The sequence below is a fragment of the Burkholderia sp. AU31652 genome (genome assembly GCF_002223155.1).
Taxonomy (GTDB): Bacteria; Pseudomonadota; Gammaproteobacteria; order Burkholderiales; family Burkholderiaceae; genus Burkholderia.
Map to the genome: position 1 here is coordinate 2,401,691 of NZ_NKFG01000005.1, position 15,617 is coordinate 2,417,307.

The 15,617-nt window shown below is 68.1% G+C and carries 12 protein-coding genes; 5 read left to right on the forward strand and 7 right to left on the reverse strand.

Translation table 11 applies throughout. The features are described 5' to 3' along the window. Positions 1 to 124 precede the first annotated feature (124 nt). Entirely contained in the window at positions 125 to 1,030 is a 906-nt protein-coding gene (locus CFB40_RS28340; protein WP_089426951.1) for a LysR family transcriptional regulator, read from the forward strand. A 428-nt stretch (positions 1,031 to 1,458) separates the two neighbouring features. Beyond that, the gene (locus tag CFB40_RS28345) at positions 1,459 to 2,820 is read left to right on the forward strand and encodes an MFS transporter (RefSeq protein ID WP_089433050.1); all 1,362 of its coding nucleotides are present in this window, start codon (positions 1,459 to 1,461) and stop codon (positions 2,818 to 2,820) included. Positions 2,821 to 3,048: 228 nt separating this feature from the next. On the opposite strand, the gene CFB40_RS28350 is transcribed toward CFB40_RS28345, so the two are convergent. From CFB40_RS28350 to CFB40_RS28375, 6 genes are all read right to left on the reverse strand, one after another. Further along, complete coding sequence (locus CFB40_RS28350; RefSeq protein ID WP_089433051.1) at positions 3,049 to 4,188, reverse strand: enoyl-CoA hydratase/isomerase family protein; 1,140 nt, start codon at positions 4,186 to 4,188, stop codon at positions 3,049 to 3,051. After that, on the reverse strand, positions 4,185 to 4,976 hold the full coding sequence (locus CFB40_RS28355; protein ID WP_089433052.1) for an enoyl-CoA hydratase: 792 nt from the start codon (positions 4,974 to 4,976) through the stop codon (positions 4,185 to 4,187). Before CFB40_RS28355 ends, CFB40_RS28350 begins: the two co-directional genes overlap by 4 nt. Continuing rightward, positions 4,973 to 5,875 (reverse strand): 3-hydroxyisobutyrate dehydrogenase, encoded by a 903-nt coding sequence (gene mmsB, locus CFB40_RS28360; protein ID WP_089433053.1) that lies wholly within the window; start codon positions 5,873 to 5,875, stop codon positions 4,973 to 4,975. Before mmsB ends, CFB40_RS28355 begins: the two co-directional genes overlap by 4 nt. 18 nt (positions 5,876 to 5,893) lie before the next feature. Then, positions 5,894 to 7,408: a CoA-acylating methylmalonate-semialdehyde dehydrogenase gene (locus tag CFB40_RS28365; protein WP_089433054.1), complete on the reverse strand. Its 1,515-nt coding sequence runs from the start codon at positions 7,406 to 7,408 to the stop codon at positions 5,894 to 5,896. Between the two features lie 110 nt (positions 7,409 to 7,518). Beyond that, on the reverse strand, positions 7,519 to 9,225 hold the full coding sequence (locus tag CFB40_RS28370) for an AMP-binding protein (RefSeq protein ID WP_089433055.1): 1,707 nt from the start codon (positions 9,223 to 9,225) through the stop codon (positions 7,519 to 7,521). A 159-nt stretch (positions 9,226 to 9,384) separates the two neighbouring features. Further along, positions 9,385 to 10,518, reverse strand: coding sequence for an acyl-CoA dehydrogenase family protein (locus tag CFB40_RS28375; protein WP_089433341.1), 1,134 nt, complete (start codon positions 10,516 to 10,518; stop codon positions 9,385 to 9,387). A gap of 137 nt (positions 10,519 to 10,655) precedes the next feature. Here CFB40_RS28375 and CFB40_RS28380 point away from each other — a divergent pair, with 137 nt between their 5' ends. The 3 genes from CFB40_RS28380 (at position 10,656) to CFB40_RS28390 (ending at position 14,165) form a co-directional block, all read left to right on the forward strand. Continuing rightward, positions 10,656 to 11,690 (forward strand): AraC family transcriptional regulator, encoded by a 1,035-nt coding sequence (locus tag CFB40_RS28380; protein WP_089433056.1) that lies wholly within the window; start codon positions 10,656 to 10,658, stop codon positions 11,688 to 11,690. Positions 11,691 to 11,811: 121 nt separating this feature from the next. Beyond that, the gene (locus CFB40_RS28385; protein ID WP_089433057.1) at positions 11,812 to 13,395 is read left to right on the forward strand and encodes an NfeD family protein; all 1,584 of its coding nucleotides are present in this window, start codon (positions 11,812 to 11,814) and stop codon (positions 13,393 to 13,395) included. Continuing rightward, the gene (locus CFB40_RS28390; protein WP_089426942.1) at positions 13,392 to 14,165 is read left to right on the forward strand and encodes a slipin family protein; all 774 of its coding nucleotides are present in this window, start codon (positions 13,392 to 13,394) and stop codon (positions 14,163 to 14,165) included. The genes CFB40_RS28385 and CFB40_RS28390 overlap by 4 nt, the downstream gene beginning before the upstream one ends. Before the next feature lie 87 nt (positions 14,166 to 14,252). Here the strand turns inward: CFB40_RS28390 and CFB40_RS28395 are convergent, their stop codons facing one another. After that, positions 14,253 to 15,530 (reverse strand): haloacid dehalogenase-like hydrolase, encoded by a 1,278-nt coding sequence (locus CFB40_RS28395; protein WP_089426941.1) that lies wholly within the window; start codon positions 15,528 to 15,530, stop codon positions 14,253 to 14,255. Positions 15,531 to 15,617: the final 87 nt, after the last annotated feature.

The following is a 15,617-nucleotide window of genomic DNA, read 5'->3' on the forward strand; positions in this document are numbered from 1 at the left end:
AAGGATTCGCCGCGTGCGGCCGGCGACGCACGCTGGACGGGAATCGGTACTATAGTGAGAATCTTCATCCCCATTGACGCATGCATTTCTCCAGACTGGGGAATCACAGGACTCAATCCCGCCCATGACCGACAGACTCGACGGCGTGACGACCTTCGTCCAGGTAGTGGAATCGGGCAGCTTCGCGCTCGCCGCGGAGCGCCTCGACATGACGCGTTCGGCCGTCGGCAAGGCGATCGCGCGGCTCGAGAAGCGGCTCGGCGCGCGGCTGTTGCAGCGCACGACGCGCAGCCAGAGCCTGACCGACGACGGCCAGGCGTACTACGACCGCTGCGTGCGTGCGCTCGCGGAACTGGAAGCGGCGGAAGCCGACCTCGACTGCGGCCGCAACGAGCCGCGCGGCAAGCTGCGCCTGAGCGTGCCGCTCGCGTTCGGGCATCACTGCGTGATGCCCGTCGTGCTCGACCTCGCGCACACCTATCCGCATTTGCGGATCGATGTATCGATCACCGACCGTTTCGTCGATCTCGTCGAGGAAGGCATCGACCTCGCGGTGCGGATCGGCACGCTCGCGGACAGCACGAGCCTCGCGGTACGGCGGCTCGGCACGCAATACGGCAGCCTCGGCGCGGCGCCGTCGTATCTCGCCCGCTACGGGACGCCGAAGACGCTCGACGATCTGAAGCACCACCGGACGATCGCGTATTCCCGCTCGGGTGTGGTTCAGCCGTGGGACTTGCGCGCGCCGGACGGCTCGACGGTACGGATCGACATGCCGCACCAGCTCAGTTTCGACGACGTGCAGGCGATCGCGGCAGCCGGCGCATCGGGGTTCGGCATCGCGTGGCTACCGAGCTGGCTGCTCGATCACTACGTGAAGCGCGGCGAGATGACGGTCGTGCTCGACCGCTGCTTCGTCTGCGAAGGCGACATCCACGCGATCTGGCCGAAGACGCGCTACCTGCCGCGCAAGACGCGCTGCGTGATCGATGCGTTCGTCAACGCGATCACGCCGACGTTCGACGACTGAGTGACGACCGGGTGACGGCACGTGGCGCCGCGCGCACCGGCGCGGCGTGTATCCACGTCACGCGTGGATGACCGTCCGCCTCTGGATGCCGGGCCTCGACGCCAACGCCAACTCAAACTGCCCCACACTCGCGGACCGCCACGCACCGCCGCTGTCGTTCACAAAGCAGCCGAAAGTGGATAGTCACCCTCCCTTTGCCGCACATTCCGGATAGACGCGGAATTTCGGCCTCCCAAGAATTCGCACACAGCTCTGCCGATCGACTCGCGTGGCACGGCATTGCCGCCATGGCGGCACGCCCCGATCGCGCCGCTTGCCCTCTGCCGTCCGGATCGATCGAATTCCGAATCGTTTCGGCGCTTTCCGAGCTGAAAACCACGCGTCCGGCAAGCCGTGGTCGAGTCAATCCAACAAGTCACGAGGAGATCATGCGAAAGATAGATCTGCAACAGGTCGTCGCCGACGCGAAATTGGGCCGGCTGCATTACGTCGTTTTGTTCTGGTGCGCGCTGGTCATCGTCTTCGACGGCTACGATCTCGCCATCGTGGGCATTGCCCTGCCTGCCATCATGGGAGAGATGGCCGTGAATCCGGCAAAGGCGGGATTCATGGTCAGCTCGGCGCTATTCGGCATGACATTCGGCAACATTCTGCTCGGGTCCGTTTCCGACCGGATCGGTCGTCGCAGAACCACGGCGCTTTGCGTCGTGCTGTTCAGCGTCTTTACGGTCGCGGCGGGAATCGCGCGGAACCCGGTCGAATTCGGTCTCGCGAGGTTCGTCGCGGGAATCGGCATCGGCGGCGTGATGCCGAACGTCATTGCACAGATGACCGAATATGCGCCCCGTCGCCTGCGCGGCACGCTGGTGGCCCTGATGTTCAGCGGTTACTCGCTGGGCGGCATGTTGGCCGCCTTGCTGGGCAAGACCATGATCGACAGCTACGGGTGGCGATCCGTGTTCATCGCGGCAGGCTTGCCGTTGCTCTTCGTGCCGCTGTTGCTGCGCGGCATGCCGGAGTCGATGTCGTTCCTGTCCGGCAAGGGAATGGAGCGGGCCTTGGCCGACATCGCACGCCGGATCGATCCGGAATTGAAGATCGGCAGCGGTGACCGCCTGCTATGGCATCGACACGATGAAACGGGGCGGGCGCCGCTGAAGCTGCTGCTCGGCGACGGGCGTGGCCCCAGCACCATCATGTTCTGGATTGCCTGCTTCATCTGCCTCTTCATGGTCTACGCATTGAGCTCGTGGCTCGTCAAGCTGATGGCGAGCGCGGGCTACGGCATGGGCTCCGCGATGACGGTCATACTCGCGCTCAATCTCGGCGCCGTAGTGGGCGCAGTAGGCGGCGGCTGGATTGCCGACCGATTGCATATCAAGCGCGTGCTGATGACCATGTTCTCGCTCGCATCGGTTGCGATCATCCTGTTGAGTCATCCGTTGCCGACGCCAGTCACGCTGTTGCTTGCCGCGCTCGCGGGGGCCTGCACGATCGGCACGCAGATCCTTCTCTGTGCGTACGCGGGCCAGTTCTATCCGGGCGAGATCCGGTCGACGGGCGTCGGCTGGGTGCTGGGCGTGGGGCGAAGCGGCGCCATTCTCGCGCCGATTTTCATCGGGCTCCTGGTCGACATGCAGTTGCCGATCGACTGGAATTTCCTGGCGATCGGCCTGCCGGCCGTGCTGGCGGCGATGGCGGTACGCTTTATCGACGACGGTCGTTCCGCCGCATTCCGGAGCGAGCCGCCACGGCCGGAAGGCGACGTCCGGTCAATCAGTCGAAGTTGATTCGACGACGGCCTGTGGTTCTGCGGCGGATTCCCGGCGCACTTCCCGTCGGGGTGGCGGGTCGGGCGCTCGCCGGGGCAATCCGCCCGCTGCCGGCGCGAGCTGAGCACATGATCGCGGCGACAACCGGGAACGACATCGACACCGATCGATACGAGGCAGTGTCCGGTCGCAACTTTACCGAGTCAGGGAGCGTGCATCGCACGCTCCTGCGTCCGACACGCGATGTCACCCCTGCCCCAGATCCTGCAGCGGATGCGCGAACAGCTTCCACGGCGACGTGAGGAAATGCCGCACGCGTTCGGCGCGCAGCTCGACGAGCGACGCGGGTGCCCAGCGCGGCTTGCGATCCTTGTCGACCAGATGCGCACGCACGCCTTCGCAGAAGTCGCCTTCCTCGATCGCGCGCGCGACGATGCCGAGCTCCATCCGGAACGATTCGGCCAGCGTCATCTGGCGGCCGCGCAGCAGCGCCTCGCGCGTCACGTACAGCATCGTCGGCGAATGGCCGGTGAGCGCATCGAGCGTCGCCTGCAGCCATTGACGGTGCTCGCGCGACAGCTCCTCGCGCGCAAGATCCTGCGTCAGCGTCGCGACGATCCGCTCGACGGTCGAGCGCTTGTCGAAATGACGCACGATCCACGGCATCTGGCTGTCGAGCGCCGCGTGCGGCACGACGTTGCACGGCGGCTCGAACACCTTGCGCAGCAACGGCAGCGCATCGCCTTCCCACTTGACGCTTTCGATGCGCGTCTCGAACGTGTCGAGCCACGCGGACGGCACGCACAGATCCGCGAGCTTCGCCATGAGCGCGTCGGCGCCCGACAGCATCGCGCCGGTCAGCCCGACGTACAGCTCGAGTTCGGCCGGCATGCGCGACAGGAAATGCGTCGCGCCGACATCGGGCACGAGGCCGATACGCGTCTCCGGCATCGCGATCTTGCTGCGCTCGGTCGCGACACGCAGCGCCGCGCCCTGCGCGAGGCCCATGCCGCCGCCCATCGTCACGCCGTCCATCAGCGCGACCACCGGCTTCGGGAACGTATGGATCGCGTAGTCGAGCCGGTATTCGTCGACGAAGAACGGCAACCAGGTTTCGCGCTGCGCGACCATCCGGTACAGCGCACGCACGTCGCCGCCCGCGCAGAAGCCCTTCTCGCCCGCACCGCGCAGCACGACCGCGACGATCTGGTCGTCGTCACGGCAGCGCTCGAGCAGCGCGGCCAGCTCGCCGATCATCGGGTACGACAGCGCATTGAGCGCGGCCGGCCGGTTCAGCGTGATCAGCGCCACGCGGTTCACCACGCGAAACAGCACCTCCGGTGCGTGCTCCGCGAACGCGTCGTGATTCGTCACCGGCGTGCTCATCGTTGCGGCTCTCCGTCGTTGTGCCACTGCGGCGCGCGCTTGCCGAGGAACGCGGCCACGCCTTCGCGCGGATCGTTCGTGTCGAACAGGTCGACGAAACGTTCACGCTCGACCGCGAGCGCCGCGCCGCGCGGCACGCCGCGGCGCGCGAGGCCGATCAGCTCCTTGCTGTAGGCGACCGCGTGCGGGCTCTGCCGCGCGACGTTGCGCGCGAGCGCCAGCGCCGCATCGCGCGATGCGCCCGACTCCACGACGTCCTCGACGAGGCCGATCCGCAGCGCGGTGGCCGCATCGACACGCGCGCCGGTCAGGATGATCTTCTTCGCCCAGCCTTCGCCGACGAGCCAGGGCAGCGTCTGCGTGCCGAGGCCGCAGGGCAGCAGGCCGACCGACGGCTCGGGCAGCGCCATCTGCGCATGCGTCTCCGCGATCCGCAGGTCGCACGCGAGCGCGCATTCGAGCCCGCCGCCCATCGCATAGCCGTTGATCGCCGCGATCGTCACGACGCGCGCGTCGTGCAGCGCCTCGAACGCCGCGCCGAAACGCGACGCCATCGCGCGCGCAACCGCGTGGTCGCCGTCGGCGAACGTGTTGAGGTCGGCACCCGCGCTGAAGAACTTCGGGCCGTCGCCGGTAATCACCAGCGCGCGCACGCGCGGATTCGCATTCAGTTCGGCGACGGTTGCCTGCAGCTGCTGCAGCCCGTCGGCGGTAAAGGCGTTCGCGGGCGGACGCTTGAGCGTCGCGCACGCGATCGCGCCGTCGTCGACGTAGTCGAGTTCGATCATGAGGCGTCCTTCTTCGTTGCCGGTTGGTACAGGCGGATCACCGCCGAGAAATCGAGCTGGCCGTCGCCGCGGCTACTCATCGTCTGGTACAGCTGCTGCGCGAGCGCGCCGAGATAGACCGGCTGGCGCGCCTGCTTCGCGGCATCGTTCGCGAGGCCGAGATCCTTCAGCATCAGGTCGGTGCCGAAGCCGCCCGAGTAGCCGCGCGACGACGGCGCGGTCTCGATCACGCCCGGATACGGGTTGTAAGTGTCGGAACTCCAGCAGCGGCCCGTCGACGTGTTGACGATGCCAGCCAGCACCTTCGGATCGATGCCGAGCGCGACGCCGAGCGACATCGCCTCCGACACGGCGGCCATCGAGATGCCGAGCACGAGGTTGTTGCAGACCTTCGCGACCTGCCCCATCCCCGTCGCGCCGCAGTGGACGATGTTCTTGCCCATGCCCGCGAGCACCGGCTTCACGCGCTCGAAATCCGCATCGCTGCCGCCGACCATGAAGGTCAGCGTGCCGGCCGCCGCACCGCCGGTGCCGCCCGACACGGGCGCATCGACGAACGCGCCGCCGTGCTCGCGCACGAGCGCGCCGAACGCCTGCGCGCTCGCCGGGTCGATCGTGCTCGAATCGATCACGGTCGTGCCCGCGCCGAGGCCGGCGAGCACGCCGTTCTCGCCGGACAGCACCGAGCGCACGTGCGGCGCGGCCGGCAGCATCGTGATGACGAACGTCGCGCCCGATGCCGCATCGCGCGGCGACGCGGCCACCTGCGCGCCGGCATCCTGCAGCGCGCGCAAGGCGTCGGTGCTCAGGTCGAACGCATGTACTTCATGGCCTGCTTTCAGCAGGTTCAGCGCCATCGGCGCGCCCATGTGGCCGAGGCCGATAAAACCGATTTTCATGTTCGTGTCCTCCGCCGCTCAATGCAGCCGGATCGTGGTATTCACCGGGCCGGCCGTCGTGTCGTCGTCGAACCAGCGCGCGGTGACCGTCTTGGTCTGCGTGTAGAACTGCACGACCTGCTTGCCGTACGGGCCGAGATCGCCGAGCTTCGAGCCGCGCGAACCCGTGAAGCTGAAGAACGGCACGGGCACCGGGATCGGGATGTTGATGCCGACCTGGCCGATGTCGATCTCGCTCTGGAACTTGCGCGCGGCCGCGCCGCTCTGCGTGAACAGGCCCACGCCGTTGCCGAACGGGTTCGCGTTGACGAGCGCGATCGCGTCGTCGAGCGTGTCGGCTTCCATCACGACCAGCACGGGCCCGAAGATTTCATGCGTGTAGACCGACATGTTCGTCTTCACGCCCGAGAAGATCGTCGGGCCGACGAAATTGCCCTGCTCGTAGCCGGACACCTTCACGTCGCGGCCGTCGAGTTCGAGCTTCGCGCCTTCCTTCACGCCCGCGTCGATCAGCGACAGGATGCGTTCCTTCGCGGCCTTCGACACGACCGGCCCGACGTCCGTGCCGGCTTCCGCGCCCGCATTGACCTTCAGCGCCTTTGCCTTCTCGACGATGTCCGGCAGCCAGTCGCGCGCGTTGCCGACGAGCACCGCGACCGACGTCGCCATGCAGCGCTGTCCGGCCGCGCCGAAGCCCGCGCCGACGAGCGCGTTGATCGCCTGCTCGCGGTTCGCGTCGGGCAGCACGACCGCGTGGTTCTTCGCGCCCATCATCGACTGCACGCGCTTGCCGTGCGCGCTGCCGAGGTTGTACACGTGCGTGCCGACCGCCGTCGAGCCGACGAACGAGATCGCCTTCACGAGCGGATGCGTGCAGATCGCATCGACGACTTCCTTGCCGCCGTGCACGACGTTCAGTACCCCTTTCGGTACGCCGGCCTCGACCGCAAGCTCGACGAGCTCCATCGTCGACAGCGGATCCTGCTCCGACGGCTTCAGCACGAACGTGTTGCCGCACACGATCGCCATCGGGAACATCCACAGCGGAATCATCGCGGGGAAGTTGAACGGCGTGATGCCCGCGCACACGCCGAGCGGCTGGCGCAGCGTGTAGGTATCCACCCCGCCCGCGACGTTCTCCGCGAACTCGCCGAGCTGCAGCGAACCGATCGAGCACGCGTGCTCGACCACTTCGAGGCCGCGGAAGATGTCGCCTTCGGCATCGGGAATCGTCTTGCCCTGCTCGGCCGTCAGCGTCTTCGCGATGCGCTGCTGGTTCGTGCGCACGAGATCCTGGAACTTCAGCATGATGCGCATGCGCGCGGCGATCGGCGTGTTCTTCCAGGTCGCGAAGGCGGTATGCGCGGCCTGCACGGCCGCGTCGACTTCCGCGACGGTCGCGAACGGCACGCGCGCGAGCACCTGCTGCGTCGCCGGGTTGACGATGTCACGCCACTCGTTCGTGGCGGACTCGACGAAGGCGCCGTCGATCAGCAGCTTGACCGTCGGCACGTCTTTCGAATTCGCGTTCATCGATCCTTTCTCCTGGCAGAGGGCCGCGAAGCGCGATATCGCCGCGCGGCCGGTTCAATTCGGCTGCGGGCAGCGGCCGCGGAATGCGGCGCGCGCGGCCCGCGGTCACGTCACTTCAGTTCGGCGGCGAAATCCTCTTCCCAGTATTCGCCGGGCATCCGTTCACTGGCATCGTCGCCACGCTCGATCTCGCGGCGACGCAATTCGACGCGGCGGATCTTCCCCGAGATCGTCTTCGGCAGCTCCGCGAACTGCAGGCGGCGAATGCGCTTGTACGGCGCGAGCTTCTCGCGCGAGAAGCGGAAGATGTCCAGCGCGAGCTCGGGGCTCTCCTCGTAGCCCTGCCGCAGCGTGATGAAGGTCTTCGGCACCGACAGCCGCACGGGGTCCGGGCTCGGCACGACGGCCGCCTCGGCGATCGCCGGATGCTCGATCAGCACGCTTTCGAGTTCGAACGGGCTCAGCCGGTAGTCGGACGACTTGAACACGTCGTCCGCGCGGCCGATGTACACGTAGTAACCGTCGTCGCGGCGCATCGCGATGTCCGACGTGCGGTAGTGGCCGTCGCGCATCGCGTAGGCCGTCGCGTCGGGGTTGTTCGCATAGCCTTTCATCAGCCCGACCGGGCGCGCGACGTCCGCGCCGAGCGGCAGCGCGACCTCGCCTTCGGTCACCGGCGTGCCGTCCGGGTCGAGCAGCGCGATCCGGTAGCCCGGCAGCGGCCGGCCCATCGAGCCCGCGACGACCGGCTGGCCCGGCGAGTTGCCGATCAGGCAGGTCGTCTCGGTCTGGCCGTAGCCGTCGCGGATCGCGATGCCCCACGCCTTCTTCACGCGCTCGATGATCTCGGGATTCAGCGGCTCGCCCGCGCCGACGATCTCGCGCAGCTTCACGTCGAACGACGCGAGCGGCTGCTGCACGAGCATGCGCCACACGGTTGGCGGCGCGCACAGCGTCGTCACCTGGTATTTGACGAGCGCATCGAGCACCACCTTCGGCTCGAAGCGCGCGTAGTTGAAAGCGAACACGCATGCCTGCGCGTTCCAGGGCGCGAAGAAGCAGCTCCACGCGTGCTTCGCCCAGCCCGGCGAGCTGATGTTCCAGTGGATGTCGCCCGGCTGCAGGCCGACCCAGTACATCGTCGACAGATGGCCGACCGGGTAGGTGCGGTGCGTATGCTCGACGAGCTTCGGCTTCGACGTCGTGCCCGACGTGAAGTACAGCAGCATCGGATCGTTCGCGTGCGTGATGGCGTCCGGCTCGAACTCCGCGCTCGCCGCATAGCCGTCGTTCATCGCGAGCCAGCCCGCGCGCGGCGCGCCGGCGACGATCTTCTGCGCGAGGCCGAGATCCGGCTGTTCGAACTTGGCGGTTTCGTTCTCGTCGACGATCGCGTATTTCGCGCCGCCGATCTGCACGCGGTCGCGTACGTCGTCGGGCGACAGTTGCGTGGTGGCCGGCAGCACGATCGCGCCGAGCTTCATCGCGGCGAGCATCGCGTCCCACAGCTCGACACGGTTCGGCAGCATCAGCAGGATCCGGTCGCCGCGCACGACGCCGATCGAGCGCAGCCAGTTCGCGATCCGCGACGAGCGCTCGGACATCTGCGCGAACGAATACGGATCGCCCGTGCCGGTCGCCGCATCGACGATCCACAGCGCGGGCTGGTCGTTGCCGCGCGCCATCGGGTCGAAGTAGTCGAGCGCCCAGTTGAATGCGTCGAGCACCGGCCACTCGAACTCGCGGTACGCGGTCTCGTAGTCGGTGCGATGGCGCAGCAGAAAGTCGCGCGCGTCCAGGAATGCCTGTACCGTCATCGTGTCCTCCAGTCTCCATGCCTCACGGTCAACCGGGCATGCGCTGCAGCCCATGCCCGGTTGCCTCTGTTGCGGCGCACGGTCACGTCGTTGCGTGCCGCGTTCGCCGCGCTGCCCTCGTGCCCTGCGTGATGTCGTCGCCGGGGTAACCGCCGTGGCTCAAAGCTGCCGCGCGATCACCATCCGCTGCACTTCGCTGGTGCCTTCGTAAATCTGCGTGATGCGCGCGTCGCGATAATGACGCTCGACTTCGTAATCGACCAGGTAGCCGTAGCCGCCGTGGATCTGGATCGCGTCCGAACACACGCGCTCGGCCATCTCCGATGCGAACAGCTTCGCCTGAGACGCTTCCGACAGGCACGGCAGCCCGGCGGTGCGCAGCTTCGCCGCGTGATGCACGAGCAGGCGCGCGGCGTTGATCTGCACGGCCATGTCGGCGAGCTTCTGCTGGATCGCCTGGTGCTCGGCGATCGGCTTGCCGAACTGCACGCGTTCGCCCGCATAGCGGCGCGCCTTGTCGAATGCGGCGCGCGCGATGCCGAGCGCCTGCGCGGCGATGCCGATGCGCCCGCCCTCGAGGTTCGACAGCGCGATCTTCAGCCCTTCGCCGCGATTGCCGAGCAGGTTCTCTTCCGGAATCGCGCAGTTCTCGAACGTGATCGGGCACGTATCCGACGCCCGGATACCCATCTTCTTCTCGGGCTTGCCGACGATGAAGCCCGGCGTGTCGGTCGGCACCAGGAACGCGGAAATGCCGCGCTTGCCGGCTTCCGGGTCGGTCATGGCAAAAACGATCGCCACGCCGGCACGCTGGCCGTTGGTCACGAACTGCTTCGCGCCGTTCAGCACCCATTTGCCGTCGCGCAGCTCCGCTCGCGTGCGCAGGTTGTTCGCCTCGGAGCCGGCGTGCGGCTCGGTCAGGCAGAACGCGCCGATCACGCGGCCGGACGCCATGTCGGCCAGCCAGCGATCCTTCTGCGCCGGCGTGCCGAAGCCGAGGATCGGCCCGCAGCCGACCGAGTTGTGCACGCTCATCAACGTCGCGCTCGCGGCGTCGCCGGCGGCGACCTCTTCCATCGCCAGCGCGTAGGCCACGTAGTCCGTATACGAGCCGCCCAGCTCCTGCGGCACGATCATCCCGAGCAGGCCGAGTTCGCCGAGCTGCGCGACGATCGCGTCGGGCAGGTGCGCATCGTGGTCCCACTGCGCCGCGTTCGGCGCCAGCATCTCGGTGGCAAACGCGCGCGCGGCGTCGCGGATCATCCGCTGGTCTTCGGTGTAAAGCTCGTCCATGGTGCTGCTGTCTCCCGCGGCCGCCGGGCGCGACCGTCCATGCGTTTCGATGCAACAAGTGTAGGCAAGCACGCGCGACTGTTCGATGCTCGCGTCGCTCATTTACACTGAGCGTTTTTGCCACACCGGCGGCATGGATGAAGCAGGAAGACAAGGGAACCGTCGCGATCAGCCTCGTCGCTTACAGCGTCGCGCTCGCCACGCGGCGCGGCGTCGCGGCCGAGCCGCTGCTCGAGCAGGCCGGCATCGCGCCCGCGCTGCTCGGGCAGCCGCGCGCACGGGTGTCCGCGCAACAATACGGCGCGCTGTGGAACGCGATCGCGCGCACGCTCGACGACGAGTTTTTCGGGCAGGATCGCCACCCGATGCGCAGCGGCAGCTTCATCGCGATGAGCCAGGCGGCGTTGACCGCGCGCGACGGCCTGCACGCGATGGCGCGCGCGGTGAATTTCATGCACTGCGTGCTCGACGACCTGCACGCGGAGCTCGACGCGAATCCGCAACGCGTGCGGCTGCGCTTCGTGCACCGCAACAACGGTGCGACGCCCGCGATGTTCACGTACGCGACCTATTTCATCATCGTGTACGGGCTCACCTGCTGGCTGATCGGGCGGCGCATCCCGCTGCTGCATGCGAGCTTCCGCTGCGACACGCCGCCCGCCGACCACGAATACCCGTCGATGTTCTGTGACGACATGCGCTTCAACGAGCCCGATTCGTATGTCGATTTCGATCCCGAATTCGCGACACTGCCGGTCGTGCAGAACACGAAGACACTGAAGACGTTCCTGCGCAACGCGCCGGCGAGCTTCATCGTCAAGTACCGCAACCCGAACGCGCTCGCGCAGCGCGTGCGCGCGGTGCTGCGCGGGATGCCGCCGGCCGCGTGGCCCGGCGCCGGCGGGATGGCCGCGCGGCTGCACGTGGCCGAGGCCACGCTGCGCCGCAAGCTGCACCAGGAAGGCCACGCGTACCAGTCGATCAAGGACACGCTGCGGCGCGATCTCGCGTTCGAGGCGCTGGCCGACCCCGCGCGCACGATCGCCGACGTCGCGGCCGCCACCGGTTTCGCGGAACCGAGCGCGTTCTACCGCGCGTTCCGCAAATGGAGCGGGCGCAGCCCCGCCGACTACCGCGACGAAGTGCTCGCACGAGGCGGTAGCGCGAGCTGAAGCCGGCCGGCGCGGCTGTCGCTTCGCGCTTTGTGCCGAAACCGCCTAATCTTTAAGCATCGGGCCCAGGCCCTTTCCGCCAGCCGGACGGCACGCGGCCGCGCGCCGCCCGGACGCCGCGATGCACTTTCACCGTCACGGGCCGTCGCCGGCGCCTGCCACGCCCGGCGGCCACCCTCGTCACCCGCTGTCCGCGCGGGTCGCGCGCGCCGCGCTGTTCGCGGCGCTGCTCGTCGTATGCGCCGCGGTCGCCGCGCCGCCGCCCACCGAAGCCCCCGCCACCCGCCCGGTAGTCGTGATCCCGATCAACGGCGCGATCGGCCCGGCCAGCGCCGATTTCATCGTGCGCGCGCTCGATCGCGCGGCCCGCCAGCACGCGCCGCTCGCGATCCTGCAGCTCGACACGCCCGGCGGCCTCGACACGTCGATGCGGCAGATCATCAAGGCCATCCTCGGCTCGCCCGTGCCGGTCGCCGCGTTCGTCGCGCCGGGCGGCGCGCGGGCGGCGAGCGCGGGCACCTACATCGTCTATGCCAGCCACTTCGCGGCGATGGCGCCCGGCACCAATCTCGGCGCGGCATCGCCCGTGCAGTTCGGCATCGGCGGCGCCGCGCCGCCGGGCGGGAATCCTGCGGCACCGCGGATGCCGGCCGGCGCCTCGGGCGCCTCGGGCGCGTCGGGCGCGTCCGAGGCGGCCGCTTCGCAAGCTGCGCTGCCGACCGATACCCAGTCGACCGAGATCCGCAAGGCGATGCAGGACGCCTCCGCGTATATCCGCGGCCTCGCGCAACTGCGCGGGCGCAATGCCGAATGGGCCGAGCGCGCGGTGCGCGAGGCCGTGAGCCTGTCGGCGAGCGAGGCGCGCACGCAGCACGTGGTCGACCTGATCGCGCAGGATCCGGCCGATCTCGCCCGCCAGCTCGACGGCCACACCGTGACGACCACCGCCGGCACGGTGCGGCTCGCGACCGCGCATGCGCCGCTCGTCGTGGTCGAGCCCGACTGGCGCAGCCGCTTCCTGGCGATCATCGCCGACCCGAACGTCGCGCTGATCCTGCTGACGATCGGCATCTACGGCCTGTTCTTCGAGTTCGCGAACCCCGGCTTCGTGCTGCCGGGCGTCGCCGGCACGATCTGCCTGCTGGTCGGGCTGTTCGCGATGCAGCTGCTGCCGATCAGCTATGCGGGCCTCGGCCTCGTGCTGCTCGGTCTCGGCTGCCTGGTCGCCGAGGCGTTCCTGCCGACCTTCGGCGTGCTCGGGTTCGGCGGGATCGTGTCGTTCACGATCGGCGCGCTGATGCTGATCGACACCGACGTGCCCGGCTACGGGATTCCGTGGCCCGTGATCGCGAGCCTCGCGCTCGGCGGCGGGCTGCTCGTCGCGGGCGTATCGAGCGTCGCGCTGCGCGCGCGCCGCCGCCCGGTCGTGACGGGCGCCGAGGCGATGGTCGGCAGCATCGGCGAAGTGCTCGACGACGGCCTGCTGGCCGACCAGCCGCACGGCGCGGCCGGCACCGCGCCGTCCGCCGCCGGCTGGGCGCGCGTGCGCGGCGAGCGCTGGCGCGTGGCCAGCAGCGCGCCGCTTGCCGCGGGCTGCCGCGTGCGCGTCACCGGCCGCCACGGGCTGCTGCTCACCGTCGCCCCGCTCTACGACGTGCCCGGGCAGGAACCCCATCGAGAACGACACCAGGGAGAACCTTCATGATCGGTTTCACGTTCGGCTTCAGCAGCATCCTGATCGTCTTCGTCGTGGTGCTCATCGCGTCGTCGATCCGCATCTTCCGCGAGTACGAGCGCGGCGTGGTGTTCATGCTCGGCCGGTTCTGGAAGGTGAAGGGGCCGGGGCTCGTGCTGATCATCCCGATCGTCCAGCAGGTCGTGCGGATCGACCTGCGCACCGTCGTGTTCGACGTGCCCGCGCAGGACGTGATCACGCGCGACAACGTGTCGGTGAAGGTCAATGCGGTCGTGTATTTCCGCGTGGTCGATCCGGAGAAGGCCGTGATCCAGGTGGCGCGCTTCTTCGAGGCGACGAGCCAGCTCGCGCAGACGACGCTGCGCGCGGTGCTCGGCAAGCACGAACTCGACGCGCTGCTCGCCGAGCGCGAGCAGCTGAACGCCGACATCCAGAAGACGCTCGACGCGCAGACCGATGCGTGGGGGATCAAGGTGTCGACGGTCGAGATCAAGCACGTCGACCTGAACGAGACGATGATCCGCGCGATCGCGCGGCAGGCCGAGGCCGAGCGCGAGCGGCGCGCGAAGGTGATTCATGCGGAAGGCGAGCTGCAGGCGTCGGAGAAGCTGCTGCAGGCCGCGCAACGGCTCGCGCTGCAGCCGCAGGCGATGCAGTTGCGCTACCTGCAGACGCTGACGACGATCGCGGCGGACAAGAACTCGACGATCGTGTTTCCGCTGCCGGTCGATCTGCTGGGGGCGTTGCTGGAGCGGTTGGGCTCGCCGCGAGAGCGCTGAGACGCTCGTTTCCGGCCCGCGCGGCGCGGCTGCCGATTCCGCTGGACGCTGGGCCGCAACAGCCCTGCGTCCAGCGCCCGGCACGCGTCAAGCCAGCAGCTTGCGCTCGGTCTTGCCGTACTTGATCGACTTCTCGTCCGGGATCATCAGGCCCGTGTGCTCGTCGCGGCCCTGCAGCAGGAAGCGCGCGTCCGACTTGCCGATCTGTTCGGCCGCGAGTTTGCTGTCCGCGCCGATCTCGCCCTTCTTCATCCGGTTGACGATCACGCCGGCCGCGGTGTCCTTGAAGTCGCGCAGCATCCACGCGTCGCCGTCGCTGTCGCCGAACACCAGCAGCGGGCCATAGCCCTTCTTCGACGCGAGGACGTTGCGGATGCCCACCGTCTTGCCGGGCCCCCAGTTGAAATGCCAGCCGGCCGGATACGTGCTCGTGTACTTGCCGTCCCGCATGTCGAGACGCAAGCCGATCACGTTCCCGGGCGGCACGCCGTAGCCATAGTTCGGATTGCCGGCGAACACACGCACCACATCGTCGAGCGATGCCGTACTGACGTACACGTCGATGCCGTTGGCGCGCAGCGTATGCATCACCGCGCGGATTTCCTCATGAATGCGAATGCCGTGGAAATGCGTGTCGGCCACCACGCCGGCCTTGCCCGGCAGCGTCTTCGGGCTTTCGTAGCGGACCTTGCGCAACGCGTCGCCGATGCCGTAGTTGTTCGACGCTTCCGCCATCGCCTGCAGCTCGGCGGTCGTCATGTTCTTGTAGAAATAGATGATCCACTTGTAGCCGATCTCGAGCGGATGCGTGTCGCAGATCGCGTCGTACATGAAGTACAGCTTCGCGCGGAAATCCTTGAACTGATCGGTCTCGCGAATCTCGTCGAGGCTCTTGTCGCCACCGAATCCCTGGTAGTTCGCGTAGAGCCAGCGATAGTCGGATTCGATGTCGGCCGCGAGGTCTTCCATCGTCACCGGCTTGCCGTCCACCGTCGCGTAGTCCTTCATGAAGGCGCCCTTCGGCACGTCCTTCCACATCACGTCGACGAATTCGGCCGGCGTCAGCTTGTACTGCAGATGGTTGATCTGGTACATCAGCAGCGCCTCTTCGCAGTCGTTCATGATGCACGTGTTGTCCCAGTCGAACACCGCGTACGGGCGGCGCTTGTCGTCGTAGTGCGCGCTCGCGACGCCATGCTGGTCGAGCACCGCCTGCAGCCGCGCGGCGTTGAACGGCGACCAGCGGCCCGGGTCCAGCGCATCCGGCACGGCTGCGCTCTTCGCGCCGGCCGTGCCGGCCTTGAGCATCAGCGATGTCGCGGCTGTCGCCGCGGCAAGGGTATTCATGAACTGGCGGCGCTGCATGGTCTCTCTCCGTGGAAATGTCGAATCGGTTTCAGCCGCTATCCCGCGCGGCTCACCGCGCACCGGCCGCTGATCGGCGCGGCGAAG

Excerpts from the sequence above, each read along its gene's own strand:
- CFB40_RS28370 (WP_089433055.1), bottom strand. The coding sequence starts at position 9,225 with ATGACGGTACAGGCATTCCTGGACGCGCGCGACTTTCTGCTGCGCCAT.
- CFB40_RS28385 (WP_089433057.1), top strand. The coding sequence starts at position 11,812 with ATGCACTTTCACCGTCACGGGCCGTCGCCGGCGCCTGCCACGCCCGGC.
- CFB40_RS28365 (WP_089433054.1), bottom strand. The coding sequence starts at position 7,408 with ATGAACGCGAATTCGAAAGACGTGCCGACGGTCAAGCTGCTGATCGAC.
- CFB40_RS28395 (WP_089426941.1), bottom strand. The coding sequence starts at position 15,530 with ATGCAGCGCCGCCAGTTCATGAATACCCTTGCCGCGGCGACAGCCGCG.
- CFB40_RS28375 (WP_089433341.1), bottom strand. The coding sequence starts at position 10,518 with ATGGACGAGCTTTACACCGAAGACCAGCGGATGATCCGCGACGCCGCG.
- mmsB (WP_089433053.1), bottom strand. The coding sequence starts at position 5,875 with ATGAAAATCGGTTTTATCGGCCTCGGCCACATGGGCGCGCCGATGGCG.
- CFB40_RS28345 (WP_089433050.1), top strand. The coding sequence starts at position 1,459 with ATGCGAAAGATAGATCTGCAACAGGTCGTCGCCGACGCGAAATTGGGC.
- CFB40_RS28355 (WP_089433052.1), bottom strand. The coding sequence starts at position 4,976 with ATGATCGAACTCGACTACGTCGACGACGGCGCGATCGCGTGCGCGACG.
- CFB40_RS28340 (WP_089426951.1), top strand. The coding sequence starts at position 125 with ATGACCGACAGACTCGACGGCGTGACGACCTTCGTCCAGGTAGTGGAA.
- CFB40_RS28380 (WP_089433056.1), top strand. The coding sequence starts at position 10,656 with ATGAAGCAGGAAGACAAGGGAACCGTCGCGATCAGCCTCGTCGCTTAC.
- CFB40_RS28390 (WP_089426942.1), top strand. The coding sequence starts at position 13,392 with ATGATCGGTTTCACGTTCGGCTTCAGCAGCATCCTGATCGTCTTCGTC.
- CFB40_RS28350 (WP_089433051.1), bottom strand. The coding sequence starts at position 4,188 with ATGAGCACGCCGGTGACGAATCACGACGCGTTCGCGGAGCACGCACCG.